This window comes from Methylobacterium symbioticum (genome assembly GCF_902141845.1).
Lineage (GTDB): Bacteria > Pseudomonadota > Alphaproteobacteria > Rhizobiales > Beijerinckiaceae > Methylobacterium > Methylobacterium symbioticum.
The window spans coordinates 14,360-39,866 of sequence record NZ_CABFPH010000048.1 but is presented as its reverse complement, the minus strand read 5'-3'; the positions used below and the strand labels follow the sequence as shown (position 1 = coordinate 39,866).

At 69.7% G+C, this 25,507-nt stretch carries 27 protein-coding genes; 17 read left to right on the top strand and 10 right to left on the bottom strand.

Annotated features, from left to right (window positions below; genetic code table 11):
- Positions 1–1,525, top strand: a 1,525-nt coding sequence (locus MET9862_RS16605) for a DUF5682 family protein (RefSeq protein ID WP_280178975.1), incomplete at its 5' end; no start/stop codon positions are given.
- Between the two features lie 14 nt (positions 1,526–1,539).
- Positions 1,540–2,709 (top strand): VWA domain-containing protein, encoded by a 1,170-nt coding sequence (locus MET9862_RS16600; RefSeq protein ID WP_142584025.1) that lies wholly within the window; start codon positions 1,540–1,542, stop codon positions 2,707–2,709.
- Positions 2,710–2,747: 38 nt separating this feature from the next.
- Here MET9862_RS16600 and MET9862_RS16595 read toward each other — a convergent pair whose 3' ends face one another.
- Positions 2,748–3,515 carry a Crp/Fnr family transcriptional regulator gene (locus MET9862_RS16595; protein WP_142584019.1) on the bottom strand — a complete coding sequence of 256 codons (768 nt, stop codon included), beginning with the start codon at positions 3,513–3,515 and terminating at the stop codon, positions 2,748–2,750.
- Positions 3,516–3,820: 305 nt separating this feature from the next.
- Between MET9862_RS16595 and MET9862_RS16590 the strand changes: the two genes are divergently transcribed.
- The 8 genes from MET9862_RS16590 (at position 3,821) to MET9862_RS16555 (ending at position 12,593) form a co-directional block, all read left to right on the top strand.
- Entirely contained in the window at positions 3,821–5,239 is a 1,419-nt protein-coding gene (locus tag MET9862_RS16590; RefSeq protein WP_142584018.1) for an ABC transporter substrate-binding protein, read from the top strand.
- Entirely contained in the window at positions 5,236–6,090 is an 855-nt protein-coding gene (locus MET9862_RS16585; protein WP_142584017.1) for an ABC transporter permease, read from the top strand. Before MET9862_RS16590 ends, MET9862_RS16585 begins: the two co-directional genes overlap by 4 nt.
- Complete coding sequence (locus tag MET9862_RS16580; RefSeq protein WP_142584016.1) at positions 6,087–6,932, top strand: ABC transporter ATP-binding protein; 846 nt, start codon at positions 6,087–6,089, stop codon at positions 6,930–6,932. The genes MET9862_RS16585 and MET9862_RS16580 overlap by 4 nt, the downstream gene beginning before the upstream one ends.
- Positions 6,933–7,153: 221 nt before the next feature.
- Positions 7,154–8,458 (top strand): M20 family metallopeptidase, encoded by a 1,305-nt coding sequence (locus MET9862_RS16575; RefSeq protein WP_142584015.1) that lies wholly within the window; start codon positions 7,154–7,156, stop codon positions 8,456–8,458.
- Between the two features lie 26 nt (positions 8,459–8,484).
- Complete coding sequence (locus MET9862_RS16570; RefSeq protein WP_142584014.1) at positions 8,485–9,513, top strand: taurine ABC transporter substrate-binding protein; 1,029 nt, start codon at positions 8,485–8,487, stop codon at positions 9,511–9,513.
- Positions 9,514–9,602: 89 nt separating this feature from the next.
- Complete coding sequence (locus MET9862_RS16565; protein WP_244612748.1) at positions 9,603–10,379, top strand: ABC transporter ATP-binding protein; 777 nt, start codon at positions 9,603–9,605, stop codon at positions 10,377–10,379.
- 20 nt (positions 10,380–10,399) lie between these two features.
- Positions 10,400–11,188 carry an ABC transporter permease gene (locus tag MET9862_RS16560; RefSeq protein ID WP_185156890.1) on the top strand — a complete coding sequence of 263 codons (789 nt, stop codon included), beginning with the start codon at positions 10,400–10,402 and terminating at the stop codon, positions 11,186–11,188.
- Between the two features lie 40 nt (positions 11,189–11,228).
- Entirely contained in the window at positions 11,229–12,593 is a 1,365-nt protein-coding gene (locus tag MET9862_RS16555) for an allophanate hydrolase (RefSeq protein ID WP_142584013.1), read from the top strand.
- 26 nt (positions 12,594–12,619) lie between these two features.
- Here the strand turns inward: MET9862_RS16555 and MET9862_RS16550 are convergent, their stop codons facing one another.
- Entirely contained in the window at positions 12,620–12,925 is a 306-nt protein-coding gene (locus MET9862_RS16550) for a winged helix-turn-helix transcriptional regulator (protein ID WP_244612747.1), read from the bottom strand.
- A 196-nt stretch (positions 12,926–13,121) separates the two neighbouring features.
- Here MET9862_RS16550 and gstA point away from each other — a divergent pair, with 196 nt between their 5' ends.
- Both gstA and MET9862_RS16540 read left to right on the top strand, forming a co-directional pair.
- Positions 13,122–13,739 (top strand): glutathione transferase GstA, encoded by a 618-nt coding sequence (gene gstA, locus MET9862_RS16545; RefSeq protein ID WP_142584011.1) that lies wholly within the window; start codon positions 13,122–13,124, stop codon positions 13,737–13,739.
- A gap of 101 nt (positions 13,740–13,840) precedes the next feature.
- The gene (locus MET9862_RS16540; RefSeq protein WP_142584022.1) at positions 13,841–14,857 is read left to right on the top strand and encodes an LLM class flavin-dependent oxidoreductase; all 1,017 of its coding nucleotides are present in this window, start codon (positions 13,841–13,843) and stop codon (positions 14,855–14,857) included.
- Between the two features lie 194 nt (positions 14,858–15,051).
- On the opposite strand, the gene MET9862_RS16535 is transcribed toward MET9862_RS16540, so the two are convergent.
- Together MET9862_RS16535 and MET9862_RS16530 are read right to left on the bottom strand one after the other, a co-directional pair.
- Positions 15,052–15,345 carry a hypothetical protein gene (locus MET9862_RS16535; RefSeq protein WP_142584010.1) on the bottom strand — a complete coding sequence of 98 codons (294 nt, stop codon included), beginning with the start codon at positions 15,343–15,345 and terminating at the stop codon, positions 15,052–15,054.
- 234 nt (positions 15,346–15,579) lie between these two features.
- On the bottom strand, positions 15,580–15,879 hold the full coding sequence (locus MET9862_RS16530; RefSeq protein ID WP_142584009.1) for an RNA-binding protein: 300 nt from the start codon (positions 15,877–15,879) through the stop codon (positions 15,580–15,582).
- A 620-nt stretch (positions 15,880–16,499) separates the two neighbouring features.
- On the opposite strand from MET9862_RS16530, the gene MET9862_RS16525 reads away from it, so the two are divergent.
- Complete coding sequence (locus MET9862_RS16525) at positions 16,500–17,090, top strand: response regulator (protein ID WP_142584008.1); 591 nt, start codon at positions 16,500–16,502, stop codon at positions 17,088–17,090.
- Between the two features lie 31 nt (positions 17,091–17,121).
- Here the strand turns inward: MET9862_RS16525 and MET9862_RS16520 are convergent, their stop codons facing one another.
- Positions 17,122–17,304: a hypothetical protein gene (locus MET9862_RS16520; RefSeq protein WP_142584007.1), complete on the bottom strand. Its 183-nt coding sequence runs from the start codon at positions 17,302–17,304 to the stop codon at positions 17,122–17,124.
- Positions 17,305–17,952: 648 nt separating this feature from the next.
- Here MET9862_RS16520 and MET9862_RS16515 point away from each other — a divergent pair.
- Together MET9862_RS16515 and MET9862_RS16510 are read left to right on the top strand one after the other, a co-directional pair.
- Entirely contained in the window at positions 17,953–18,729 is a 777-nt protein-coding gene (locus tag MET9862_RS16515; RefSeq protein ID WP_142584006.1) for an EAL domain-containing protein, read from the top strand.
- A gap of 529 nt (positions 18,730–19,258) precedes the next feature.
- Positions 19,259–19,741 carry a Ros/MucR family transcriptional regulator gene (locus tag MET9862_RS16510; protein WP_142584005.1) on the top strand — a complete coding sequence of 161 codons (483 nt, stop codon included), beginning with the start codon at positions 19,259–19,261 and terminating at the stop codon, positions 19,739–19,741.
- Positions 19,742–19,816: 75 nt separating this feature from the next.
- Here MET9862_RS16510 and MET9862_RS16505 read toward each other — a convergent pair whose 3' ends face one another.
- The 4 genes from MET9862_RS16505 to MET9862_RS16490 form a co-directional block, all read right to left on the bottom strand.
- Complete coding sequence (locus MET9862_RS16505) at positions 19,817–20,341, bottom strand: Ros/MucR family transcriptional regulator (protein WP_142584004.1); 525 nt, start codon at positions 20,339–20,341, stop codon at positions 19,817–19,819.
- A gap of 480 nt (positions 20,342–20,821) precedes the next feature.
- The gene (locus MET9862_RS16500) at positions 20,822–21,160 is read right to left on the bottom strand and encodes a hypothetical protein (protein WP_142584003.1); all 339 of its coding nucleotides are present in this window, start codon (positions 21,158–21,160) and stop codon (positions 20,822–20,824) included.
- 208 nt (positions 21,161–21,368) lie between these two features.
- Positions 21,369–21,617, bottom strand: a complete 249-nt coding sequence (locus MET9862_RS16495) for a PilZ domain-containing protein (RefSeq protein ID WP_142584002.1) — start codon at positions 21,615–21,617, stop codon at positions 21,369–21,371.
- Between the two features lie 96 nt (positions 21,618–21,713).
- A complete protein-coding gene (locus MET9862_RS16490; protein WP_142584001.1) occupies positions 21,714–21,962 on the bottom strand; it encodes a hypothetical protein in 249 nt (82 codons plus the stop codon).
- A 307-nt stretch (positions 21,963–22,269) separates the two neighbouring features.
- On the opposite strand from MET9862_RS16490, the gene msrA reads away from it, so the two are divergent.
- Positions 22,270–22,788: a peptide-methionine (S)-S-oxide reductase MsrA gene (gene msrA / locus MET9862_RS16485; RefSeq protein WP_142584021.1), complete on the top strand. Its 519-nt coding sequence runs from the start codon at positions 22,270–22,272 to the stop codon at positions 22,786–22,788.
- Positions 22,789–23,038: 250 nt separating this feature from the next.
- On the opposite strand, the gene MET9862_RS16480 is transcribed toward msrA, so the two are convergent.
- Entirely contained in the window at positions 23,039–24,001 is a 963-nt protein-coding gene (locus MET9862_RS16480; RefSeq protein ID WP_142584000.1) for a LysR family transcriptional regulator, read from the bottom strand.
- Positions 24,002–24,305: 304 nt separating this feature from the next.
- On the opposite strand from MET9862_RS16480, the gene MET9862_RS16475 reads away from it, so the two are divergent.
- Complete coding sequence (locus MET9862_RS16475) at positions 24,306–25,499, top strand: ABC transporter substrate-binding protein (RefSeq protein ID WP_142583999.1); 1,194 nt, start codon at positions 24,306–24,308, stop codon at positions 25,497–25,499.
- Positions 25,500–25,507 lie beyond the last annotated feature (8 nt).

The following is a 25,507-nucleotide window of genomic DNA, read 5'->3' as shown; positions in this document are numbered from 1 at the left end:
CAGGGCCGCCGGCGCCGGGGGGCCGTGCCCGGGGGCGCGGCGGGCCGCGCCCCCCGGCCGCCGCGCGGGGGTCCCCCCGCCCGAATGGTCCGACCCCGGGGGGCACCAGGGGGGCGGCGCCGCCCCCCGCGGGCCCGCCGGGGCCCCCGCGCTCCGGCGCGGGCCCGCCCCCGCCCCCGCGCGGGCCGGGGTGAGCGGGGCGGCCCGCCTCGCCGAGGCGCTGGCGGGCTTCCGCGGCCGGGCGCGGCCCTCGCTCGAGGATCTCGACGAGGCGGCGCAGGCGACTCTCTGCTTCGCCGATCCGGCGCCGATGGCGCTGATCCGGCGCAAGCTCGTGATCGGCGAGCGCCTCGGCGCCACGCCGCCCGACAGCCCCGGCACCCCGGTCGAGGCGGATTTCGAGGCGCAGTGCCGGCGCTTGCGCCTCAAGCCGGGCGCGGATGCCGGCGAGATCACCCTCGACCTGCGCAAGGAGACCGACCTCGCCCGCAGCCATTTCCTCAACCGGCTCCGGCTCATCGGCATCCCCTGGGGCAACCGGCGGCAGGCGCGCGGCCGCGGCACCTTCAAGGAGGTCTGGTTCCTCGCCTGGCAACCCGAATGGGTGGTGGAGCTCGTCGCCGCCTCCGCCGAGGGTGGCACGGTGGCCGAGGCCGCCGCCGCGCGCGTGCGCACCACGGCGCAGCGGGCGACCCGGGTCGCCGAGCTCGCCGGATTGATCGGCACCCTCCTCGACGCCGACCTCGCCGCGGCGAGCGCCGCGGTGGTGCAGGCCCTCGACGATCGCGCGGCGCGCTCGGCGGACGTGTTCGACCTGATGGAAGCGCTGCCGCCGCTCGCCGAGCTCGCCCGCTACGGCTCGGTGCGCGCCTCCGACACCGCGCCGGTCCTCGCCGTGCTGCGCGGGCTGGTGCCGCGTGCGGCCGCCGGGCTGGCGGCCGCCTGCCAGAGCCTCGACGACGACGCGGCCGCCGCCGCGACGGCACGCATCGTCGCCGTCGCGCAGGCGGTGGCCCTCTTGGAGGAGGCCGCGCTGAAGGACATCTGGCAGGAGGCCCTGCGGGGCCTGGCCGACCAGGAGCATGTCCATGGCCGCGTGGTCGGGCGTGCCGTGCGCCTGCTCTACGACGACCGCGCGCTCTCGACGGACGAGGCGGGGGACCGCCTGCGCCGTGCCCTGTCGCGCGCGGCGGGCGCCGTGGCGGCCGCCGCCTGGATCGAGGGCTTCCTGGAGGCGAGCGGCACCGCCCTGATCCACGGGCAGGGCCTGCTCGCGGTGGTGGACGCGTGGCTCTGCGGCCTCGACGCGGAGGCCTTCACCACCTTGCTGCCGCTGGTGCGCCGGACCTTCGCGACCATCGCCCCGGCCGAGCGGCGGGCGATCGGCGAGGCCCTGGCCCGGCCGGATGGCGGACGGACGGAAGGGGCCGGCCCTGCGTTCGACGCCGCGCGCGCCGCGCGGGTGCTGCCGATCCTGCGCCTGCTCCTCGGGCCCGAGCCCGCGACGACGGAGGATACGCCTTGAGCGAGAGCGAGGCCGTGAGCCAGACCGAGCGCCTGCGCCGCTGGCGCCTCGTTCTCGGCGGGGGGGCCGCCGAGGGCACCGGCTGCGCCCTCTCCGAGCGGGACCAGGGCCTCGACCGGGCGCTCGGCGCCCTCTACGATTCCGACCGTCGCGGCGGACTGGGCAGCTCGGCGCCGTCCGTGCCGCGCTGGCTCGGCGACATCCGCGACTATTTCCCGGCCTCCGTCGTGCAGGTGATGCAGCGCGACGCCTTCGAGCGGCTCGACCTCAAGCGCATGCTGACCGAGCCCGAGATGCTGGAGGCGGTCGTGCCCGACGTCGCGCTCGTCTCGACGCTGATCGCGATGCGCGGCCTGCTCGGAGGCCGGACCAAGGACACCGCCCGCTTCGTGGTGCGCAAGGTCGTCGAGGCGCTCCTGCGCAAGCTCGAGGAGCCCCTGCGGCAGGCGGTGAACGGGGCGATCGACCGGGCGAGCGTCAACCGCCGCCCACGCCACGCCGAGATCGACTGGAACCGCACCATCCGGGCGAACCTGCGCCACTACCAGGCGGAGTACCGCACCATCATCCCGGAGACGCGCCTCGGCCACGGCCGCAAGAGCCGCGGCTCGCTCAAGGACGTGGTCCTGTGCATCGACCAGTCCGGCTCGATGGCCAACTCCGTGGTCTATTCGAGCATCTTCGGCGCGGTGATGGCCTCGCTGCCCGCGGTCTCGACCCGGCTCGTGGTGTTCGACACCGAGGTGGTCGACCTCTCCGAGTCCCTCGACGATCCGGTCGAGGTGCTGTTCTCCGTCCAGCTCGGCGGCGGCACCGACATCAACCGCGCGGTCGGCTACTGCGAATCCCGCATCACGCGGCCGGAGGACACGATCCTCGTCCTGATCTCCGACCTCTACGAGGGCGGCGTCGCGGCGGGGCTGCTCGCCCGGGCGCAGCGCCTCGCGGCCTCGGGCGTCCAGATGGTGGCCCTGCTCGCCCTCTCCGACGAGGGCGCTCCGGCCTACGACCGGGCGCTGGCGGCGCGGCTCGCGGCGCTCGGCGTGCCGGCCTTCGCCTGCACGCCGGACCTCTTCCCCGACATGATGGCGGCCGCGATCCGCAAGCAGGATCTCGCCGCCTGGGCCGCGGGCGCCGGGATCGCCGCCGTGCCGGCGGATCCGGGCCCGGCCCCCGATCTCTGACGGGGCCGGACCCGGCAGCCAGGTCCGCGGACGATGCTCTAACGCGCGGACTGGACGATGGCCTGAAGCCTGTCCGCGCGGACGAGGCGGATGGCGGCCTTGTCGATCGTGATGATGCCGTCCGCCTGGAAGCGCTTCAGCATCATCGTCACCCATTGGCGCGTGGATCCGATCAGGGCGGCGAGCTCGTCATGCGTGATGCGCCGCTCGATCACGCATGTCCCGCCCTCCGTCCGGCCATACAGGTCGCCGAGGTTCAGGAGGATCTGCGCCAGCCGCTCGATGACCGAGCGCGTGCCCAGCATCTGCGCCATGGCGGTGTAGCATCGGCCCTTGGCCTCCAGCGCCTCGATCAGGCACAGGGCGAAGTCCGGCATCTGCCGGATCAGGGTGCGGAGCGTCGCTGCGGACAGGGCGGTGACGCGGCAGGCTTCGATCGCCTCGCCCGACCACTGGTGCCGGCCGCCCCCCGTCAGGCTCGGGCCGCCGATGAAGTGCCCGGGCGTCCAGTAGGCCAGGGTGATCTGCCGGCCCGACGGCCCCGTATAGAAGACCCGGACCCGCCCCTCCTCGATCAGGAAGATGCCCGCATGCGGCTCGCCCTGCGCGAAGACGCTCTGCCCCGGCGCCAGCACGATCGTGCGGCCGGCGGCGCGCAAGCGGGCGGTCTCGGCCGGCGCCAGGCCGTCGAGGAAGCCGGCGCCCTCGTCCAGGCCCTCGGTGCTCTCGCTCAGGAACAGGGCGCTCGAGATCAGCGGCGCGGGCACGCGCGGCGGGGCGATCAGGGCGACGAGCGCGGACGACATGGCATGAGGGTCCTGGGGGCAAAATTGGCCTCACAACTATGCGTGCGCCGCGGTCTCGAACCATTCCAAACATTGGCCCAGGTGTGGAATTTCATCTCTGCCCGGCATCGGCGCGGAGATTCATTTTCTTCAACTTCCGTATATCGCGGTTCTACGAAATCTCTTCTGGCGCTCCGCAATTAATTGCTGGTTTGCCGCCCTGGGGAGGCGCGAACATTCGCCCTGTCCTGCGGCGCAGAGGCGGGCTCGCCCGAGGTGAGCCCGCCGCCGGTCGGACCTCTCGCCCTCGTACCGGAGCCGCCCGCGTGTCCTCCCTCCGCCGACTTGCCGCCGCCGTCCTGGCAGCCTCCGCCCTCGTCACGACGGCGCGGGCCGAGACCATCCGCGTGGCCGTGGGCACGCAGGACACCACGATCAACTGCGCCACCGGCGGCCTGCTGATCCGCGAGCTGAAGCTTCTGGAGAAGTTCCTGCCGCGGGATGGCAAGTACAAAGACGCGACCTACGACATCCAGTGGCGCAACTTCACCAGCGGCGCGCCCCTGACCAACGAGATGGTCGCCGGAAAGCTCGACCTCGGCGCCATGGCCGACTTCCCCGGGGCCCTGAACGGGGCCGCCTTCGCCAAGGCCGGCCGACGCAGCCTGTTCCTCAGCGTGCTCTCGGGCAGCGTGAAAGGCAGCGGCAACGGCGTCGTGGTGCCGGTCGCCTCACCGGTGCAGTCCTTCGCCGCGCTGAAGGGCAAGACCATCTCGGTGCCCTTCGCCTCGACCGCCCACGGCCTGCTGCTGCGGGCCGTGACGGCGCAGGGCTGGGACCCGGAGCGCGACGTCACCATCATCACGCAGGCGCCGGAGGTGGCGGGCTCGGCGCTCAAGGCCAACAAGATCGACGCCCATGCCGACTTCGTGCCCTTCGCCGAGCTGTTCCCCTGGCGCGGCATCGCGCGGAAGATCTACGACGGCTCGCAATCCAACGCCCCGACCTTCCACGGCTCCCTCGTCGACGGAGCCTATGCGGAGCGCTACCCCGAGATCGTCACCGCCTATCTGCGCGCCGCGATCGAGGCGGACCGGCTGGTGGCGGCCGAGCCCGAGCGCTACGCCGAGCTGATCGAGCGCGTGACCGGGATCGAGGCCGAGGTCGCCTACCTGTTCCACGGGCCGCTCGGCCTGCAGACCCGCGACATCACCTGGAAGCCCGAGTACCGGCAGGCGCTGAAGACCTCGATCGAGACCCTGACGCTGCTCAAGAAGGCGGAGGGCGACCTCGACGTCGACCGCTTCGTGGAGGATCGCTTCGTGCGCGCCGCCGCCGCCCAGGCGGGGATCGACTACGAGGCCCGCCTCAGGGACTACGCGCAGACGCCGCTGGCGGCCTCCGACGCCGCGACCGGCCAGCCGATCACCGACGTCTCCCGCGTCGCCCAGATCTGGGTGAAGGGCGAGGCGACCGTCCGCCACTACGCCTCGCCGGAAGGCGCGCTCGCCGCCCTCGCCGCCCTCGAGCGGGAGGGCGGCAGCGCCCGGGTCGTCTACGCGCAGGACCGCACCAGCGGGATCAAGCTGTTCGCGGCGCAAGGGTGGTACGTGCGGGATGCCGAGCGGCGCCTGAGCGCCTTCCTGCTCAAGGGCGATGCCGAGGACTTCGCCAGGGCGCATGGCGGCGAGGTGCTCGATTTCGCCGCCGCCCGGGCGGGCGTGGCGCGGCTGAGCGCCCGATGAGCGCCGCGACCCTCGAAACGCCGGGCGCCGCCCTGGCGGCGCCGAGGGCGGAGAGCCGACGCGACCGGCCCCGCCTGCCGCTGCGCCGCCTCGCCACGCGCGCGGCGGCGCTCGGCCTCGGCCTCCTCGCCTGGCACCTCGCCGCGAGTCACAGGCTCGATCTCGGCCTCGTCACCTTCCGCACCCTGCCGACCCCGGCCGACGTGGCGCGGGCGGCCTGGGCGCTGGCGCATTCGCCTAAGCTCGGCGCCCATGTGGGGGCGAGCCTGGTGCGGGTGCTCGGCGGCTTCCTGGCGGCACTCGCCGCGGGGATCGGCCTCGGCCTCGCCATCGGCCGCTCGCGGCTCGCGGGCGACCTCCTGCTGCCGCCCCTCGAAGTGCTGCGGCCGATCCCGGCGGTGGCCTGGATCCCGCTCGCGATCCTGATGTTCCCCTCCTCGGAAGCCTCGATGGTGTTCATCACCTTCACGGGCGCGCTGTTCCCGATCCTCCTCAACACCGTGCACGGGGCGGAGGCCGCGAGTCCCCGCCTCGTCGCCTCGGCCCGCAGCCTCGGCGCGGGGCGGGCCGCGATCCTGCGCGAGGTGGTGATCCCGGCGGCACTGCCCAGCATCGTCACCGGCGCGGCGATCGGCATGGGCACGGCCTGGTTCTGCCTCGTCACCGCCGAGATGATCTCCGGCCAGTACGGGATCGGATACTTCACCTGGGAATCCTACACCTTGCAGAACTACGACGACATCGTCGTCGGCATGCTTCTGATCGGCCTGCTCGGCATGGGTTCGAGCGTCGCGGTGCGTGCCGCCGGCCATCTCGCCATGCCCTGGACGCGCGCGGGAGGACGGTCATGACGGGGGCCTACACGGAGGAGCCGCCCGCGGGCCGCATCGCGATCGCCGGGGGCGCGATCCGTCTCGGCGGGGGGGCTGCCGCCTTCGAGGTGGTGCGGGACATCGACCTCGCCATCCCGCCGCGCCAATTCGTCTGCCTGCTCGGGCCCTCGGGCTGCGGGAAATCGACCCTGCTCGGGGCGCTCGCCGGGCATCTCGCCCTCGCCCGCGGCAGCCTCGCCCTCGACGGCGAGCCGGTGGCGGGGCCGCATCCGGAGCGCGGCATCGTGTTCCAGCAGCACACGCTGCTGCCCTGGCGGCGTGTCCTCGACAACGTCGCCTTCGGTCCCAAGATGCGCGGGGTTCCGCGGGCCGAGCGGCTGGCCCAGGCGCGGGAATTCCTGGCGCTCGTCGGCCTCGCCGACTTCGCCGATCGTTACCCGTCCGAATTGTCGGGCGGCATGCAGCAGCGGGTCGAGATCGCGCGGGTGCTGATCAACCAGCCGCGCGTGCTCCTGATGGACGAGCCGTTCGGGGCGCTGGACGCGCAGACGCGGCTGATGATGCAGGAAGTGCTGCTCGACATCTGGACGCGCCTGCCGACCACGGTGGTCTTCGTCACCCACGACATCGACGAGGCCCTGTTCCTCGGCGACCGGGTGCTGGTGATGTCGGCCCGGCCGGGGCGCATCCTGGAGGACATCCCCCTCGCCTTCCCCCGGCCGCGCGGGCGCGACCTCGTCACCGATCCGGACTTCGTCGCCCTGAAGCGGCGCTGCCTGGACCTGCTGCGCCCGCGGGACGGCAGGCCGCCGCTGCCGCGCCTCACGCCGCTCGGCCTGCCGCTCGCGGGAGCGGCCTAGGAACTGCGCGATCCCTGATCAAGGAATACGCATCCCTGGCGATAGGGCGGGCAGCATCCTTCGATGAAGGCAATTATCCGACAGGTTTCGTGTGATTGCCGCCCGGTCCCGGATCGCCGCGGATAGTCTTCGCGAAGCCTGAACCCGGCCCGGAGCCACGCGACGATTCGCGGCGCGCGGGGCTCATCACAGAACGGGACAAGCACGACGTGGGATACGACGTGGGATCGGACACGAGCGCAGGCGCGGATCTCGGCGAGATCGAGCGCCGGGTCCTGGAGCGGATCGACGAGGCGGCCTGGCTCGACCTCGCCTGTGCCCTGATCCCGGCCGGGCAGCCCGAGGCCGAGAACCCGCTCGATCCGGACGAGCCGCCCGCCCGCGAGGAGGGCGCGGCCCTGTTCATCGCCGACATCCTGCGGAGCCTGGACATCCCGGTCGATCTCGTCGCCAAGCGGCCCGGGCGGCCGAACGTCGTGGGCGTGCTGCCTGGCAGCGACCCGGCGGCGCCCGCGCTGATCCTGAACGACCATCTCGACACCTACCCGGCGGGCGAATGGTCGGCCTGGACCATGACCGGCGGCCATCCCTTCCGGCCGACCCGCCACGGGAACCGCCTCTACGCCCGCGGCACCTCCGATACCCGCGGCAACCTCGCCTGCACGCTCCTCGCGGTGCGGGCGATCCGCGAGGCCGGCATCCGCCTGAAGGGGACGCTGAAATGCGTCTACACCGTCGACGAGGAGAAGAACGGGCCGGACGGCTCGATCTTCCTCCTCGACGAGCAGGGGCTCGAGGCCGACTACACCATCGTCTGCGAGCCGACCGGCTGGACGAGGGCCGACGGCTCCTGGGGCATGGGCGTCGCCGTGGCCAATGGCGGCCATTACCTCGTCGAGATCGAGACGCGGGGGGTGAAGACCCATCTCTGGCGGCCGGATACCGGCGTGAACGCCGTCGCCACGATGGCGCGCCTGCTCGGTTCCCTCGAGACCATGAGCTTCACGCACCGGGCTGCGCGGCTCGCCGGCGGAACGCCGCCGCGCACCGCGATCCTGCGCGTCTCGGGCGGCCTGCCCCGGGAGATGCAGTTCACCCCCGACGTCTGCCGCGCCGTGATCGCGGTGGTCGGCATCCTGCCCGGCATGAGCCCCGAGAGCGTGATGGCCGACATCCGCGCGGTGATCGAGGCCGCAGCGGAGGCCGATCCCGAGCTGCGGGCCGAGGCGCGGCCCTATCCCGGCGCGCTCTTCGTCGACGGGACCCTGGAACAGGACGAGGCGGCCGATCCCACCGCCGCGCTCGCCCGCGCCTACGGGCGCCTGCTCGGCGAGGCGCCGCGCATCTACCGCAAGAACGCCTTCAACGACACGATCCGCTTCGCCGAGCGCGGCCACGCCGCGATCACCTTCGGGCCCGGCGAGGACGGCTGGCCGCCGATCAACGAGTACGTCGACATCGACAAGGCGGTGGCCGCCACCCGCATTCTCGCCCTCACGATCCTCGACCTGCTCGGAACCGCGTGAAGCCCCTTCCGGCCCGGAGACCGCCCATGACACGCCTCGCCCTCTGGCTCGCCCTCGTCGGCGCCCTGCTGTTCGGAACCCCGCCGGCGACGGCACAGGACAAGCTGCCGATCCGCATCGGCTTCCAGACGGGCGAGGTGAACGTCCTGCTCTCGCACGCCGTCGCCGCCGGCCTGTTCGAGAAGGAGGGCCTTGCCGTCACCCTGGCGCAGTTCCCGGCCGGTCCGGCCATGCTGCCGGCTCTGGCGGCGGGTGAGGTGGACCTCGCCTGGATGGGCGAGTTCCCGGCGGTGACGGGCTACGCCAACGGCCTGCCGATCGAGATCCTGTTCATGGAGCGGACCGACGCCACCAACGTGCGGCTCGTGGCCAACCCGGCTGCCGGCATCGCGAGCCCCGCCGACCTGAAGGGAAAGCGGATCGGCGTCGCGATCGGCTCGACCAGCCATTACCACCTGCTGCGCGCCCTCGCACAGGCCGGGCTCAAGGCCGAGGACGTGCGCCTCGTGAACCTCACCCCCGCCAACATGCCGCCCGCCTACGCGGCGGGCCAGATCGATGCCGCCTTCGTCTGGGAGCCGAATGCCGGCGCCATGGAGCGCCAGGGCGCCAAGGCGATCGCCACGACGAAGAGCCTCGGCATGATCACCGGCGGCGTCTGGGTGGCCCGCAAGCCCTTCGTGACGGGCTCGCCCGAGACCGTGCAGCGCTTCCTCAAGGCCTGGGACGCGGCACAGGCGGACTATGGCGCCGACCCGGCCGCCGTGCGGGCGGCCGAGGCCAAGCGCATCGGCATGAGCGGGCCGGACTTCGACGCGCTGGTGGCCGGCCAGAGCGTGGCGCATCCGAGCTTCCGGCAGACCCTCACCGCCGATTTCCTCGGCGCGCCCGGCCAGGAGGGCGAGTCCCGGCTGATGAAGCACCTGCACGGCATTGCGGCCTTCCTCGTCGCCGAGAAGCGCATCCAGGCCGCGCCCGCCGACTGGGCCGGGCTGTTCGACACCAAGCCGATCCAGACCTACCTCGCCGCCACCTCGAAGGGCCCGTCGCAATGATCCGCACGGCCCTGCGCGTGGTGCGGCCGCCTCCGGAGCCGGGGGCACTCCCCTCGCCTGCCTCCAGCGCTGCCCCCGTCGCTGCTGCCATGGCCGCTTCCCTGTCGGCGGCGGCGCGGTCGGTCCTCGCCTTCGACCGGGTCGGCTTCGCCTATGACGGCCGCAGGGTGATGCGCGACGTCTCCTTCCGCGTCGCTCCGGGCGAGATCGTCGCGCTGCTCGGTCCCTCGGGCTGCGGCAAGACCACGATCCTCAACATGATCGCCGGCTTCCTCGCGCCCACCGAGGGCGTCGCCCTGCTCGACGGCCGCGCGATCGCCGGGCCGGGGCCGGACCGGGGCGTCGTCTTCCAGGCGGCGGCCCTGTTCGACTGGATGAGCGTCGCCGAGAACATCGCCTTCAGCCTGCGCTGCGCCGGGCGGCCGAAGCGGGAGCGGCGGCGGGTCGCGGAGGAGATGGCCGCCCTCGTCGGGCTCGCGGGCCGGGAGGACGCCTACCCCTACGCGCTCTCCGGCGGCATGCGCCAGCGCGTCGGCCTCGCCCGGGTGCTCGCGGCCCGGCCGCGGGTGATGCTGATGGACGAGCCCTTCTCGGCCCTCGACGTGCAGACCCGCGAGGCGCTCCAGGAGGAAGTCCTGCGCATCCGCGACAGGACCGGCTGCACGGTCGTCTTCGTCACGCACAGCATCGACGAGGCCGTCTTCCTCGGCGACCGGATCTTTCTCCTCGAGGATATCCGCGAGGGCCGGTTCGAGACCTTCGACGTCGATCTGCCGGCGCCGCGGGCCGCCCCCGAGAACCGCCTCGCGCCGGGCTTCCTGCGCCTGCGCGAGACGATCTACCGGCGCATGCGCCACACCGGCTGAGGCCACCGACCGGAGGAACCATGAGCGCCAACGCTGCCGCGGCCCGGCGCCGCTACTGGATCCTCGCCGTCCTCTCGCCCCTGACGCTCCTCGCCCTCTGGGCACTGGTGACGGCGCAGGGTCTGGCGACGCCGATGATCCTGCCCTCCCCGCTCGCCGTACTGGCGAGCCTGGGAGACATGGTCGGCCACGGCTATTCCGGGGTCGACCTCGCGACCCACGTGCTGGCGAGCCTGCGGCGGGTCGGCATCGCCTTCTGCGGCGGCGCCCTCCTCGGCACCGTGCTCGGCCTCCTGCGCGGCCGCGTGGCCGAGATCGACGCCCTGTTCCTCGTTCCCTCCGAACTCGTCCGGCCGATCCCGCCGCTCGGGCTGATCCCGCTCTTCATCCTGTGGTTCGGGATCGGCGAGGCCTCGAAGATCCTGCTGATCTTCCTGTCCGTCTTCCTGATCGCGATGGTGAACGCCCAGGCCGGCGCCCGGGCCTGCAGCCTGGATGCCCTGCGCGCCGCCCGCTCGATGGGCGCGAGCCGCGTCCAGGCCTTCCGCTTCGTCGTGCTGCCCTCGGCGCTGCCGCAGATCATGACCGGCCTGCGCGTCGCGATGGGCACGGCGCTGACGATCCTCGTCGCGGCCGAGCTGCTGGGCGGCGACCGGGGACTCGGCTTCCTCATCCTCGACGCGTCGAGCTTCTTCCGCACCACCTACGTCTTCGCCGGGATCGTCCTCGTCGGCCTCATCGGACTGGCGAGCGACCGCGCCATCGCTCTCCTCGGACGCCGGATCGTCCACTGGGAAGGCAAGCGCTGACCGTCTCCGCCGCTTGCGCCACCCCGAATCAGGACGGGTCATGACCCTCGAATCGCTTCCCCTCGACTTCGCATCGGTCCGTGCGGCCCTCCGGGACGGCGCCTCCCCGGTCGATCTGGTCGCCGAGAGCTGGCGGCGCGCGGCGGCCTGCGCCCACGACGGCATCTTCACCGCCCTGGTCCCGCGGGAGACGGCTCTGGCCAAGGCCGAGGCGCTTCAGGCCCGGGCAGCGGCCGGCGAGGCGCTGCCGCTCCTCGGTCTCACCTTCTCCGTCAAGGACAACCTGCACGTCGCCGGCCTGGAGACGACCTGCAACTGCCCGGCCTTCTCGATCCTCCCGGAGGAGAGCGCGCCCGCGGTCGCCCGGCTCGAGCAGGCCGGTGCCGTCCTCGTCGGCAAGAACACGATGGACCAGTTCGCCACGGGGCTGAACGGCACCCGCAGCCCGGAGCCGCTCTGCCGCAACGCGGTCGATCCGGACTACATCCCCGGCGGGTCGAGTTCCGGTTCGGCCGTCGCCGTGGCCCGCGGTCTCGTGGCGTTCGCCCTCGGCAGCGACACCGGCGGGTCGGGCCGGGTTCCGGCCGCCTGCAACGGGATCGTCGGGCTGAAGCCGACCCTCGGTCTCGTCAGCACCCGCGGCCTCGTGCTCAACAGCCGCTTCTTCGACTGCATCCCGGTCTTCGCCCTGACCTGCCCCGACGCCTACGAGATCTTCGACCTCATCCGCGGGCATGATCCGCTCGATCCGTTCAGCCGGGACGACGCCGACACGATCGGGCGCGCGCAGAGGCCGGAGGGGGCGGAGGGGCCGGCGACCCTGGCCGTGTTCCGCCCGGAGGAGATGCCGTTCTTCGGGGACGACGTGAGCCGGCGCGCCTACGAGGCGAACCTCGCGGTGCTGGCCGGGCAGGGTCACCGCTTCCGCGAGGTCGCGTTCGGCCCGTTCGCGGAGGCCGGCCGCCACGTGTTCCAGTCCGCCATGGTCGCCGAGCGGTTGGTCGAGTACGGAGCGATCCTCGCCGAGCGGCCCGACGCGATCCACCCCGCCGTGCGCGACGCGATCGAGGCGGGCGCCGCCTACTCCGCGCGCGATGCCTTCACGGCCCTCTACACCCTCCGGCAACTGAAGCGGCAGGCCGCCGCCATGCTCGCCGGAACGGAGGCCCTCGTCGTGCCGACCGTGCCGACGATCTTCACGATCGCGGCGATGCTGGCCGAGCCGATGGCGCTGAACACCGCGATGGGCACCTATACCTACTTCGTGAACCCGCTCGACCTCTGTGCCGTGACGGTTCCCGGACGGGCGCGAAGCGACGGCCTGCCCTCCGCCCTCTGCTTCATCGGCAGGGCCGGAGAGGACGCCACCGTCGCCGCGCTCGCGCATGCGTTCTCGGCCGTCTGAGGGCGGCTTGCGACCCCGGTCCGGTCTCAGGCCGCGCGATCCGCTGCCGGCGACGTCATGCGCAGATGCAACTTGGAGCCGACCTCGACGATCGCCCGGATGGCCGGGATCAGCTCCTCGCCGAGGTCGGTGAGGGCATAGTCCACGCTCGGCGGCGTCGTCGCCAGCACGGACCGGACGAGCACGCCGCGCTCCTCGAGATCCTTCAGGCGCGCGCTCAGCACCTTGGCCGAGATCTTCGGCATCGCCCGGCGCAGCTCGGAGAAGCGGCGCGCACCCTCGCTCAGGTTCCAGATGATCTCCGGCGTCCAGGCCCCGCCCAGCAGGCTCATGCAGGCGGACATCGGGCAGCCCGGCGGTGGGGGAACCGTCTTCCTGAGCTTGAGAGCCATGACATGCACCCGGGATCCGGCCGGCAACCTAGTTTCCGGGACGATACTCGAAAGCGTCGGTCACTGGAAGTTACCGGGTTTCCAAAGGTAACGAGCCTGTCTACCGCTCCGTGCCGTTCCCCAGCGGAGACATCCCATGAAGCTCTTCTATGCTCCTGGCGCCTGCTCGCTCTCGCCGCATATCGTCCTGCGCGAGCTCGGCCTGCCCTTCGCGCTCGAAGCCGTCGACCTCAAGAGCAGGACGACCGCGTCCGGCGCGGATTTCACGGCCATCAATCCGAAGGGGTACGTCCCGGCGCTGCAGCTCGAGGATGGCGAGGTCCTGACCGAGGGCGCGGCCATCGTGCAGTACCTGGCCGACCGGCACGCTCCCGGCACCCTGGCCCCCGTCGCCGGCACGGTCGAGCGCGCACGGCTCAACGGCCACCTGAACTTCATCTCGGCCGAGCTGCACAAGGCGTTCGGACCGCTCTTCAATGCGGCGCTTGCGCCGGAGGCGCGCGAGGCAGCGGTCGCGAACCTCCATCGCAAGCTCGCGATCGTCGGAGCCGCGCTGGCCGATGGCCGTTCCTTCCTCACCGGCTCGGATTTCACCGTTGCCGACGCCTACCTCTTCGTGGTCCTGAGCTGGGCGCCGCATCTGGGCATCGATCTCACCCCCTGGCCGCGCCTCGGCGCGTTCAGGCAGCGCGTCTCGACGCGCGCCGCCGTCCAGGCCGCGATGGCGGCGGAGGGATTGCCGAAGGCGGCGTAGAGGAGACGAGCCGGCCGACGGCGGGCCCGGACCCTCCAGCCCGCCGCCCAACCCAGCCCAGCGGGCCGCATGCGGAGCGGTCCGCCAGAGCGGATGTGATGATGAAGAAAATCGGATTCCTGTCGTTCGGACACTGGTCGCCGACGGCGCATTCGGAAACCCGCTCCGCGGGCGACACCCTGCTCCAGTCGATCGATCTCGCCGTCGCGGCGGAGGAACTCGGCGCGGACGGCGCCTACTTCCGGGTCCATCATTTCGCGCGGCAGCTCGCCTCGCCCTTTCCGCTGCTCGCGGCGATCGGGGCCCGGACCCGGCGCATCGAGATCGGCACCGGCGTCATCGACATGCGCTACGAGAATCCGTTCTACATGGCCGAGGATGCCGGCGCGGCGGATCTGATCGCGGGCGGACGCCTCCAGCTCGGCATCAGCCGCGGCTCGCCCGAGCAGGTCGTCGATGGCTGGCGGCATTTCGGCTACGCTCCGGCCGAGGGCGAGAGCGATGCCGATATGGGGCGGCGGCATGCCGAGGTGTTTCTCCGCCTGCTGAAAGGAGAGGGCTTCGCGCAGCCCCATCCGCGGCCGATGTTCCCCAATCCGCCCGGGCTGCTGCGCCTCGAGCCGCATGCGGACGGGCTGCGCGAGCGGATCTGGTGGGGGTCGGCATCCGATGCCACTGCGGCCTGGGCCGCGCGGCAGGGCATGAACCTGCAGAGCTCGACGCTCAAGGCCGACGAGACCGGCGAGCCGTTCCACATCCAGCAGGCGCGGCAGATCCGCCGCTACCGGCAGGCCTGGACGGAGGCGGGACACGTCCGCGAGCCCCGCGTCTCCGTCTCCCGCTCGATCTTCGCCCTCGTGAACGATCGCGACCGCGCCTATTTCGGACGCGGCGAGAGCAGCGACCAGATCGGCATCATCGACAGCATGCGGGCGGTGTTCGGCCGTTCCTACGCAGCGGAGCCGGAGCGGCTGATCGATGCCCTGAAGGCCGACGAGGCCATCGCCGAGGCCGATACCCTCCTGCTCACCGTGCCGAACCAGCTGGGCGCGGCCTACAATGCCCACGTCATCGAGACCATCCTGAAGCATGTCGCCCCGGCGCTCGGCTGGCGGTGAGCCGGGCTGCCAGCCCGATCCGTCCCGGCATCGGGCCTGCGGGCCGCGAGTGCCGGAGGGAGCGGGAAGGAGCGCCGCGCAGGCCCCCTCCTCCGACATCCGGTTGGCCCATTCGGGATGGCGGATGTCGACGTCGCCGACGCGCCGCGCGAGCTTGCTGATACGGCCACCGCTTGGATCGAGCGGAAACCGGATCAGTAGCCGTAATAGGGGTCGTAATAGCCGTAGGCCGGAGCCGGGGCGTAGTAGCGCGGCGCCTGGGAGGCTGCGATCGCTCCGCCGATGATGCCGAGCGCGGCCCCTGCGGCCAGAGCGCCGCCGACACCGGGACCGCGCCGGTGGCCATAGTGACGATATCCGCCGCGGTACCCGTAGCCTCCGTGATGGCCGTGGCCGCCGCGATAGCCGGGACGTGCCTCGGCCGCCGGTGCGATGAGGACGGAGCCTGCGAAAGCGGCTGCGAGAGCCGTCATAGCCAGCGTCTTCATGATTCCTCCTGTGTGGTTCACGGGAGCGTGATAGTAAGGCTACGCTGGGCCCATCGTAAAGCCGGGTCGTCCACGGTGTGCGATCCCAGTTAATCCCGAGGCGTGATGAACCGGCGTCTTGCGGTGCTCTCTGCTCGGCCGGACCTCCCTCTTCGGTGTGGTGCGACAGCACTGGCCAAAGATGATGAGCGGGCCGTTGGAACCTGGGCTGGGCGTGCCGGGCGCGGTGCGGGCTCAGGAATTGTAGGTGACGAGGGAGGCGGCCAGGGATCCGTGATCCTCGACCAGGGCCTGCGCCTCCGCATCGGTGGCCGAGGCGCTCCGGGCGCCGGGACGGCGGATCTCGAAGACATCGTACTGCGCCGCATCGCTGTCGGCTTTGACGTACCCGAAGCCGCGCATGGCCCGGCCGGCATGGCGGTCGAACAGGCAGACGGCGTCGGCGGGCGAAACGACCTCGCCGTTCGAGCCGAACCGTGCCGTGTCGCCGTAGACGCGTCCGGTCTTCCGTTCGATCGCGATGAAGCGTGCCATCGGGCCTCCTGCTTGTTCTGCCGACGTTCGGCAGGTGGTGCCGCAGGCACGCCATGGCAACATGTTCAGTCGACGGACCGTTTCGAGAGCCGCCGGCCAAGGAACGACGATGATCTTGAACACCGTCGATCCGAGGCTCGTCGGATGATGAAGGATCGGCGCGCGTTCCAGCATGCGCGAGCATCGTCGTGCCGATCAGGCGAGGTCTGGTCCATGCTCCCTGCGCTGCAGGACGCATTCTGACCCGTGTCGCACAATCGATCCGGATCGCAGACCTCGTGAGCCCTGACAAGGAACGAGAGCCCTCGCCGACGACGTGCAGGTCGGTTCGGTGAAAGAGAGCACGTCAAAAACAATGACTTGGATCCGGTCCCGATTGCTCTGCGATCGGCAGGGGCTTCTGAAGTATCTCGAATGCCCGATCGGCCCAGGAACAAGGAGAATTTTCCCGATTAGCCTCAGTTGCGCTCAACTCAATGGCCAACGTGCCTTCCAGGAGAAGAGCATTTGTTGCTGCGACGCTGAAACCATCTCCGTCTGGCCTCATTCACCATGAGTAATCACATGGATTAACGTGCGGACCCGGGACGTGATCTGCCGTCACCGGGCAGGGAGAGTTCATGCATCGTGCGAGCGACGTGCTTCCATTCCCGGGGGACGGGGGAGCGAACCCGACGGCGCACGGCGTTGCGCACCGGCTGGGTCCGACCTACGACAGCCTCGTCGAGGTCGAGCTTCCGCCCCGGCTGACCGAACTCGTGCTTCTGCTGCGGGAGCGCGACGCACTCGGACGGAGGGATCGCAGCCTTCCGCCGAACTCGTCACAGCCGACGCGGATCGTCGTCGTCGCGGAAGCGGATCCGGTCCTGCGGGACCTTGCCGTGGCGATGCTGGAGGAAACGGTCCTCGATGTCGTCGCCTGCGCCAGCGCCGAGGAGGCAATCCGTGCGATCGGCGAGCAGCCGGACGAGGTCGCCATGCTCTTCACGGACGTCCGGCTCGCCGGCGCCATGGACGGTGTGCAACTCGCAAGCCTTGCGAGCCGCTCCTGGCCCAACATTCGTCTCGTCGTCACATCAGGCGGTGCGGGCGAGCGTCTCGCCGAACTTCCCGGCAGGGCCGTCTATCTCGACAAGCCCTGGCGCGCGCTCGACGTGCTGATGCAGGTCGATCAGGCGGTCCGGACACTCGGGCCGCCTGCCCCCTGCTGACGCGCTCGGCTGTCGGGTGCGGCCTAGCTCGTCACGATCGGCCGTTCGCCTCCCGCGCGAGCCGCAATGCTCTCAGTCGCGATGTGCGGTCCTCCAGAGCTTGCCGCTCTTCCGCGACTTCGTCCCATACAGCCGCTGCCTTCACCTGCCGATCATCCTGCCGCACCGCTGAAACGGTACGGCGAAGCTGGGTGTTGCTCAGCAGATCGGCCATATGCTCTCCTCTGGCTGCCTCGATACTCACCTAGGACAGCGGAGTCGAACGGCAAATCTCCTGATCCCTGCACCGGCGGACCGGCCGCGACATGGCTCCTGCCGCGCTCTCTCCGCTCTTCGGCCCTCCGCGCTTGCCAAGCGGCGAGCGGCCACCGCGCGGGCAAGCGCCTGACATGGCACGCCCTCGCCTTGCCCTGACGCTCGCCGCCTGTCGCGCCGGCGCGCTCGGACTGCTGGCTTGCCGGCTCGGGCGCGCTGCTCCGCCCGGAACTGCCCGCCCGGTTCGACGAACCGCTCGCGCGCATCGTCCTCGCGCCGTGGGCGCTGAGCTTCATCAGCAGGGCGAACATAACGATGGGCGAGAACGTCGAGACCTCTCGGGACCGCTACGCCGTCACCATCGCAGGCGCCTTCCGAGGGGAGCCTGTCTACCGTGATGATGCACTGCTGGCGCGATCACCCGGCCCGCGATCGCCTGCAGCTGCTCCGAACAACCATCACGTCCGAATTGCCAGCCAACGTGCCGATCTTAAAAATCACCGCTCGTACATCTTATGTTGGTTCCGCCGAAAATACCGATTACGTCCATGATTAACGAGCTCTTCACAGATCCAACTTAGGTTGTTTCTTGAGGAAGGGATCTCTGATGCGCGTCAAGTGCCAAGGCTGCCAAGGAGGTGCTGAACTCGCATTCTCCTTTACGATGGCCTTCCAGCCGATCGTCGATGTCGAAAGGCAACGTGTCTGGGGCTACGAGGCCCTGGTGCGAGGCATGGACGGACAAGGCGCGGGCTGGGTGCTCGGCCAAGTGAACGAGGCCAACCGCTACAAATTCGATCAGGCCTGCCGCGTCCGAGCCATCGAGCTGGCCGGCAGCCTGTTCCCAGATGCCGACACGCGTCTCTCGATCAATTTCATGCCGAACGCGGTCTACGAGCCGGCGGCATGCATCCGAGCAACACTCCAAGCTGCACAGCGAGTTGGGTTCGCGCAGCGGCAGATCATGTTCGAATTCACCGAGAATGAGCGCATGATCGACGTCGCTCACGTGCAGCGGATCATTGAGGAGTACCGCAAGCAGGGCTTTCTGACAGCACTCGACGACTTTGGTGCCGGCTATGCCGGGCTCAACCTGCTGGCGAGTTTTCAGCCGGATCTGATCAAGCTCGACATGGAACTGATCCGGGGCATCGCGAGCTCTCCCGCGCGGCAGACCATCATCGCCTGTGTGACTGCGATGGCACGGGAACTCGGCATCACGGTTCTCGCAGAAGGGGTGGAGACCGTAGGCGAGATGATCGCCCTCCGCGCAGCCGGGATTCAGCTTTTTCAAGGCTACCTGTTTGCCAAACCGGCCCTCTCGAGCCTTCCGCCCGTGAATGCGTCGTTTCAATGCACCTCTGAGCGTCAGTTCGTTGCCTGATGGGCGCGTGCGGAAGTTCGCTTCCAGCCCTCGTCTCTCTCTGAGCGTCCGGCGCAAACCCTGAACGGTAAGCCACCGGGAACGCGCACATGTGTCCGTTCAGGATACGGATCGCTCGGTCTGTTGAGCGATCCGTCGCCGTCATGGCGAGCACCGCGCGACGAGGCCCGGCCTCTATCCGGCATGTCGGCGCTGAAGCGCCTTCGCCTCCGACCGGGGCGCTGACAGGCATGCTTCGCTCTCGGCCGTCGTCATGGCGACCGGCATCGCCGCCGGATGGGCCGCATCGACCTCGGCGTTCGACGCTACCGTACTGGTTGCGCTGGCACTCCCAGATGCGGTGCTGGCTGGTGCAGATGCACGGTTTCCCACGCGCCAGGGAATAGGTCGACTGAGATAATGCTAAGCGGAAACATGGCCGCGCCACAGTTGATGCAGTCAGTTTTTCATGGAACTAAGGATCATCTCGCTTGATGCTTGGTCAACGGGACAGAACGACCCCATACGGGGCGCATCTTGGGAAATGCTGATGTCAGAAGACGCTGCGGGCGGTTCGCCCGAACTCATTGAGCTCACCGGCGCCCTCGTCGCCGCCTACATCTCGAATAACTCGGTCCCGGCCGCGGAGCTCGGCGCACTCATCGCGAACATCCACGCGGCCCTCGTCGGCCTCGCGACCGGCGCGGCTGCCGCGCCTGTGGTCGAGGAGGTGGAGAAGCCCTCGGCGGCCCAGATCCGGAAGAGCATCACGCCGGACGGGCTGGTGAGCTTCCTTGACGGCAAGACCTACAAGACCCTGAAGCGGCACCTGACCAGCCACGGCCTGGAGCCGCGGGCCTATCGCGAGCGCTTCGGTCTGCCGGCCGACTATCCGATGGTGGCGCCGAACTATGCCGCCCAGCGCTCGGCGCTGGCCAAGCAGATCGGCCTCGGCCGGCCCGGCGCCCTGGCGGAGCGCCAGGACCAAGAGGAGCCGGCTCAGCCCGGCGGGCGCCGCCGGAAGGTCGCGTAACGCGACGGCAGGACACCGCCGTCAGCGCGAGAAGCTCCGGCGGCACGCGCTGGCCGGGGCTTCATCGGCTCCGGCTCACGCGGCTGGGCCGGCCTTCTTGCGGCGCCCGCGCGGCTTTGGAGCGACTGCAGGCTCCTCCGGCGCCGAGGCAACGGCCGCCTCGGCCACAGCGGATTTCGGCTTGCGGCCCAGGCCGAGGTCGCGCGCCAATGCGGAGCGCGCCGCCGAATAGCTCGACGCAGTGGCTGGATAGTCGGCCGGCAGGCCGTAGCGCTGCCTGTAGCTGACCGGATCGAGCCCGTGCTTCGTGAGATGCCGCTTCAGCGTCTTGTAGGCTTTGCCGTCGATGAAGGAGATCAGCGCGTCCGGCGTGATGGACTTGCGGATCTGAGCCGGCGTCGGCTTCTCGAAAGCTGGCTCCGCCGGCTCCGTACTCTTGCCGAGGCCGCCAAGTATCGCATGCACACTCGCGATCAAGGCTTCCAGCTCGGAAGGCTGCAGTCGATTGTTTGCGACATAGGCCGATACAATCTCGGCAGTCAACGCGATGTAGGAGGGCTGTGCATCAACGGTATCAGCTTCGTTGTCGTTTGCGCTCATCAGAACCTCTGCTTACCGCCAAGGCCTTCATCTGCGCTCACGGCTGGATCGACAACCGCAGCATGTACGCAGCGGTGCACTTGTCCACGTCTCTTAGGGATGCCTTCACCATATCGACAATGATCGCGGCCCGGCCGCCGCGAACAAAAGCGCCCGCCACGGCGAGGCCGGGCGGGCTGAAGGTGGGTCTCGATCTCTGGCGGGAGAGGGATCGAGCGGCCACGCTGCGCCTCGGATCGTCGGCCGTCATCTCACGATGCGGAGAGGTCGGTCCGGCAGGGGATGCTCGGCTGGTCTGGACGGTACGGGATGGAGATTCCTGGAGTGCCCATTCTCAACCAGTGAGCGAAGCGACGGGAGGCGTCCGAACTGCCTCGCGACGCCTGGCCCGCCGGTTGCGAGGGCGGGCCGGTTCGCTTCCCCCTGCGAGGCGAACGGGACCGGATCGGGCCGGGAGGCCTGAGCCGGATTCGCCCGTGCCTATTCCGGGACATCGATCGCACCGCGCGTCGACGCGACGCGGAACGCCTCGGTGAGGATCTGCAGCGCCTCGATGCAGTTGCGTCGCGCCAACTCCGAGTCGGCGCCGATGGACGACACGCCGGCCAGCACGAGGGCTGCATCCCGCACACAGCGCAGCGCCTTGACGATCGCGGGGTCTCCGGCTGCGATGGCGCGGACCTCTGCCAGCGCGGATCGCGCCTCCTCCCGCAGGCGCGGTGTGACGATCACGTCGTCGGCGTCGACCATCTTCACGAGAGGCACGAGTTTCTCGCGGGCCTCCTCCGGAAAGCCGGACCAGTCGATCGCCTCTCGCATCGTCGCTCGTCCCCCCACAGCGTGAAGCCACCGCAGCGATTTCACCTAAGAGTTATTAATTTCCTGAAAACTCAATCTTGAGTTTGTGAAGCATCCGGAGCAGCCATCGCCCCGGCGCCGACCGGCGGCACTGGGCCGAGCGGGCCGTCCGTGGCCGTACGACCCGAATCGGGCGCCCGGTCGCGTGGAGCCGCGGCTTGGGGGCTCGTCAGCCCAGTCGCCGCAGGCGCGCACCGATCGCTTCGTCGGTGCGCCATTCCACCTCGCAGATGCCCGACCCGAAACATTGCGCGTCGAGCAGGAAGGTGTCGGGAACGTTCGCCGAGCTCATCATCGTCAGACGGACCCAGCTCTCGGACAGATCGAAGACCAGGCAATCGACCGTCGTGTGTTCGTCGATCGTGATGATACCGGGATCGTCCTTGCAGTCAGTGCCCCCGCGGCATTGCTCGGCCATGCTTGCGCCCCTGACAGATTCTCGGCCTGATCCTCATGCGCGGTCGCAATGATCGCGTCGGCCTGAGGGATAACCGCTGCCTTCCCGGCAGGAGACTCAGTCCAGCATCAGGAGCCGCGCCATCGAGCCCCTGCGCCATGCCACGGCGCAGGGCCGAGGCTCCGCGTCTGGATGGAGTGCCACCAGGAACGCATCGGGAAGATGACCGACCTGATCCGTCATGATCAGCAGGCTCGATCTGGAAATCTTGATCGCGTGGCATCCAAATCCGTGGGAGGGATCTTTCAATCGGATTTGCACGGTTGTTGGGCGCCGATCGAATTCGAAAGCCGTCTTGGCGTACAAATCTCGATCCTCCGCATGTTTCGTTTATGGGTGGATGCTCGGCCATTCCGGCTTTCTGAGATCTTACTTCGGTCGGCTGAGTTCAGGGGTGTCGCCGGAACGCATCCTTTCATGGATGGAAGGAACCAAGCGGGCCAAGGCCGAGCGGGGCTCAGGGCTCCGCTGCCGGCTCCCGCATGCCCGAGAGCGGGCATCCCGTGCGACTCAGGCGCGCTCCAAGCGTTCGCGGCGGCCCTGGAAGGGAGGCAAAGCGCCATCGGCGCCCCCATATACGGACGACGTGGGCGACAACGGACAGGGAATGACGATGAGGACGGAGAGAGCGGTGCTGGCGGGCGGGTGCTTCTGGGGCATGCAGGACCTGATCCGCCGTCAGGAGGGGGTGGTGTCGACGCGGGTCGGATACACCGGCGGCGACGTGCCGAACGCCACATATCGCAACCACGGCACCCACGCCGAAGCCATCGAGATCATCTACGACCCGGCCCGCACAAGCTTTCGGCGCATGCTGGAGTTCTTCTTCCAGATCCACGATCCCTCGACCCTGAACCGCCAGGGTAACGACCGGGGCCTCAGCTACCGCTCGGCCATCTTCTACGTCGACGAGGATCAGCGCCGCGTCGCGGAGGACACGATCGCCGATGTCGACGCCTCCGGGCTGTGGCCGGGGAAGGTCGTGACCGAGGTGGCGCCGGCCGGTCCGTTCTGGGAGGCCGAACCGGAGCACCAGGACTACCTGGAACGCCGGCCCGATGGATATACCTGCCACTTCGTCCGTCCGAATTGGACCCTGCCGGCTCGCTCGTCAGCCTCTCAGGACGTCTGAGCCGCTCGGGTGCCAGCGGTCCGGGGGGCTTTGCCCAGGGCCTGGATCGGCCTCCCGGGGGCCGCCAGCCTGTCACGGGGTTGCTGGCGGGGCCCCCCGCGTGGGGGATGCCGCGACGCGTCCCTGACCTGACGCCTGACGCTTGTGAGGGCCCCTCAGGTCCTGGAGGCTCAGCGTCGAGGCTCAGTGTCGCTGCGCGATGCGGGCGATGCCCGGGATCGGAGCCGGTGCGCGAAGCAGGCGACCCGGTTCAGGCGCGGGCGCGCATGGGGGCGGGACGCTCCGTCGGCTTGAGGCGTGCCCGCCAGACGGAGCGCTCGACCAGATCGCCGATCACGCCCGCCAGGACTTCGGCGACGGCCTCGCTGCCGCGGGCATTCAGGGTCCGCTGGGACACCACGACCGAGAGCCGCCAGGACGGTGTCGGATCGACGATCGGTATCGCGACCATCTCACCGCGCTCGATCTCCGCGGACAGAGCGAAATGCGGCATGATGGCCGCGAAGGCTTGCGCGCGCACGAGTTCCGCGATCGCGGGCAGGCTCTCGCAATCCGTTGCGGTCGGTGTGATGTCGTGACGGGCCGCGAGCTGCTCGATCACCGAGCGTAGGACGTTCGGACGCCCGGGAAGGATGACCGGAAGGGCCTGCTGGAAGACCTGGCCGAACCCGATCTCGCGCCGTGCGGCCAACGGATGGGCGGCAGGGACGACGAACATCAGGTCCTCGACCATCATCTCGGTCCAGGCCACGTGCTCGAAGGCCTTGTGGTCGTAGAGCAGCGCGACGTCCAGGCGTCCGGACTGGATCCACTCGTCCAGCGTACCCGACATCGCCTCGACGATATGCAGGCTGATGTTGGGAAGCGCCTCCAGCATGGCCCGGTGGAGCGGAAGCGACAGGCCCCGGCAGGCCGAGGTCGGCAGCCCGACCGAGATGCGCCCGCTCGGGCTCGTCGCCTGGGAGCGCACCACCTCCTTGGCCCGCTCGACCTCCTGCAGGATGCGTCGCGCGTGCTCGTAGAACTTGAGCCCGAGTTCCGTGGGCGTGACCCCTCGGGCATGCCGGAAGAGCAGTTCGACGCCGAGTTCGTCCTCGAGATTGCGCATCTGTTGGCTGAGCGAGGGCTGGGCGATTCGCAGCACCTCGGCCGCCCGCGAGACGTTCCCGCTCTCCGCAATCTGCGCGAAGTACCGAAGCTGACGAAGATCCATGGCGATCCTAACCCTGGGCGTTACGCAGGAGGCGTGGAAGTCTGCAGCGATGTCAAACTGCTCTAACGCGCAGCAATCTGCGCAAACTATGTGCATCGCATCAAAATTTATGATGGCAGCGCAATAATTTGCCGGCCGTTTGTCTCTTGGAGTTTCGCCTATGATCTATGCTCATAGGAAAATCCAATGGCTCGTATCGGAAATTGGTCTTTGATGCTCGTTGTATTCGTTGCGTAGCCTGAGGTTCATTGATCGAGCATCGGGGCTGGACCCGGAGCAACAGCAGGAAATCGGAGCCCAAAGCATGGATGCGCACAAGTATTTGCGCCGCCTCGTCCTGGCCGCGCCCCTGGCGTTCACGATCCCTGGTTCGGCCCTGGCGCAGCAAGAGCCCTGCATCGGCAACTCCGCGGCGATCACGGGCCCCGCAGCCTTTGGTGGCCAGGCGATCAAGATGGGCGCCGAGATCGCCATCGAGGAGATCAATGCGAAGGGCGGCGTGCTCGGGAAGCCGTTGCGCTTCGTCCAGTACGACGATGCCGGCGCGCCGCCGCGGGGCGTCGACAACACCCGGCGCATCGCGCTGGCCGACAAGTGCGTGGTGGTGCTTGGCGGCTATCACTCCACCGTTTCGGTGGCGCAGGTCGAGCCTGTGCACGCCATCGGGATCCCCTTTGTCGGCGTGCTCGCGGCCAACACCCAGGCGATCGAGAACGGTCGCAGCCCCAATTACATGTTCCGCGTCTCGGCCAAGGACAAATGGGTCGCCCGCTTCCTCGTCGAGCAGGCCTCGAAAGTGTCGAAGACCGGCAAGATCGCGTTCTTCTATGAGAATACCGGCTGGGGCAACGGCGCGGTGCCGGACGTGAAGGCGGCGATCGCCAAGGCCGGCAAGGAACTCGTCGCCGCCGAGACCTTCAACTGGAACGACCAGGACATGACCCCGCAGGCCATCCGGGCGCGGGATGCCGGCGCCGACGTCGCCCTGTTCTGGGCGCTCGACCGCGAGGGCAACCAGCTCGTCCGCTCGATGGACAAGGTCGGCTACAAGCCCACCATCATCGGCGCCTGGGGCATCGCCGGCAATCTCGGCGAGCTCGCCGGTCCGCTCGCCAACGGCGTCGAGGTCGTGCAGACCTACAGCTTCATGGGCGATCTCGACCCGAAGGGCCAAGCGCTCTGGCAGAAGATCCAGGCGAAGTACGGCCTCAAGGACCCGTCCCAGATCAAGATGGGATCCGGCATCGCCAACGCCTACGATGCCGTCCACATCGTGGCGCAGGCGATCGAGAAGGCCGGCGCCTACGATTGGAAGAAGGTCCGCGAGGCCCTCTACCAGGTCAAGTACGACGGCCTCGTCGCCAAGTACGACCCCGCCTTCGACGCCGCCGATCCCGAGCGCCAGGATGCGATCCTGCCGAGCTACTACAAGCTGACCGTCTGGTCCGACGGCAAGCTGCTTCCGATCGCGCAGACCCCCTACGGCAAGACGAACTGACGGCGCGC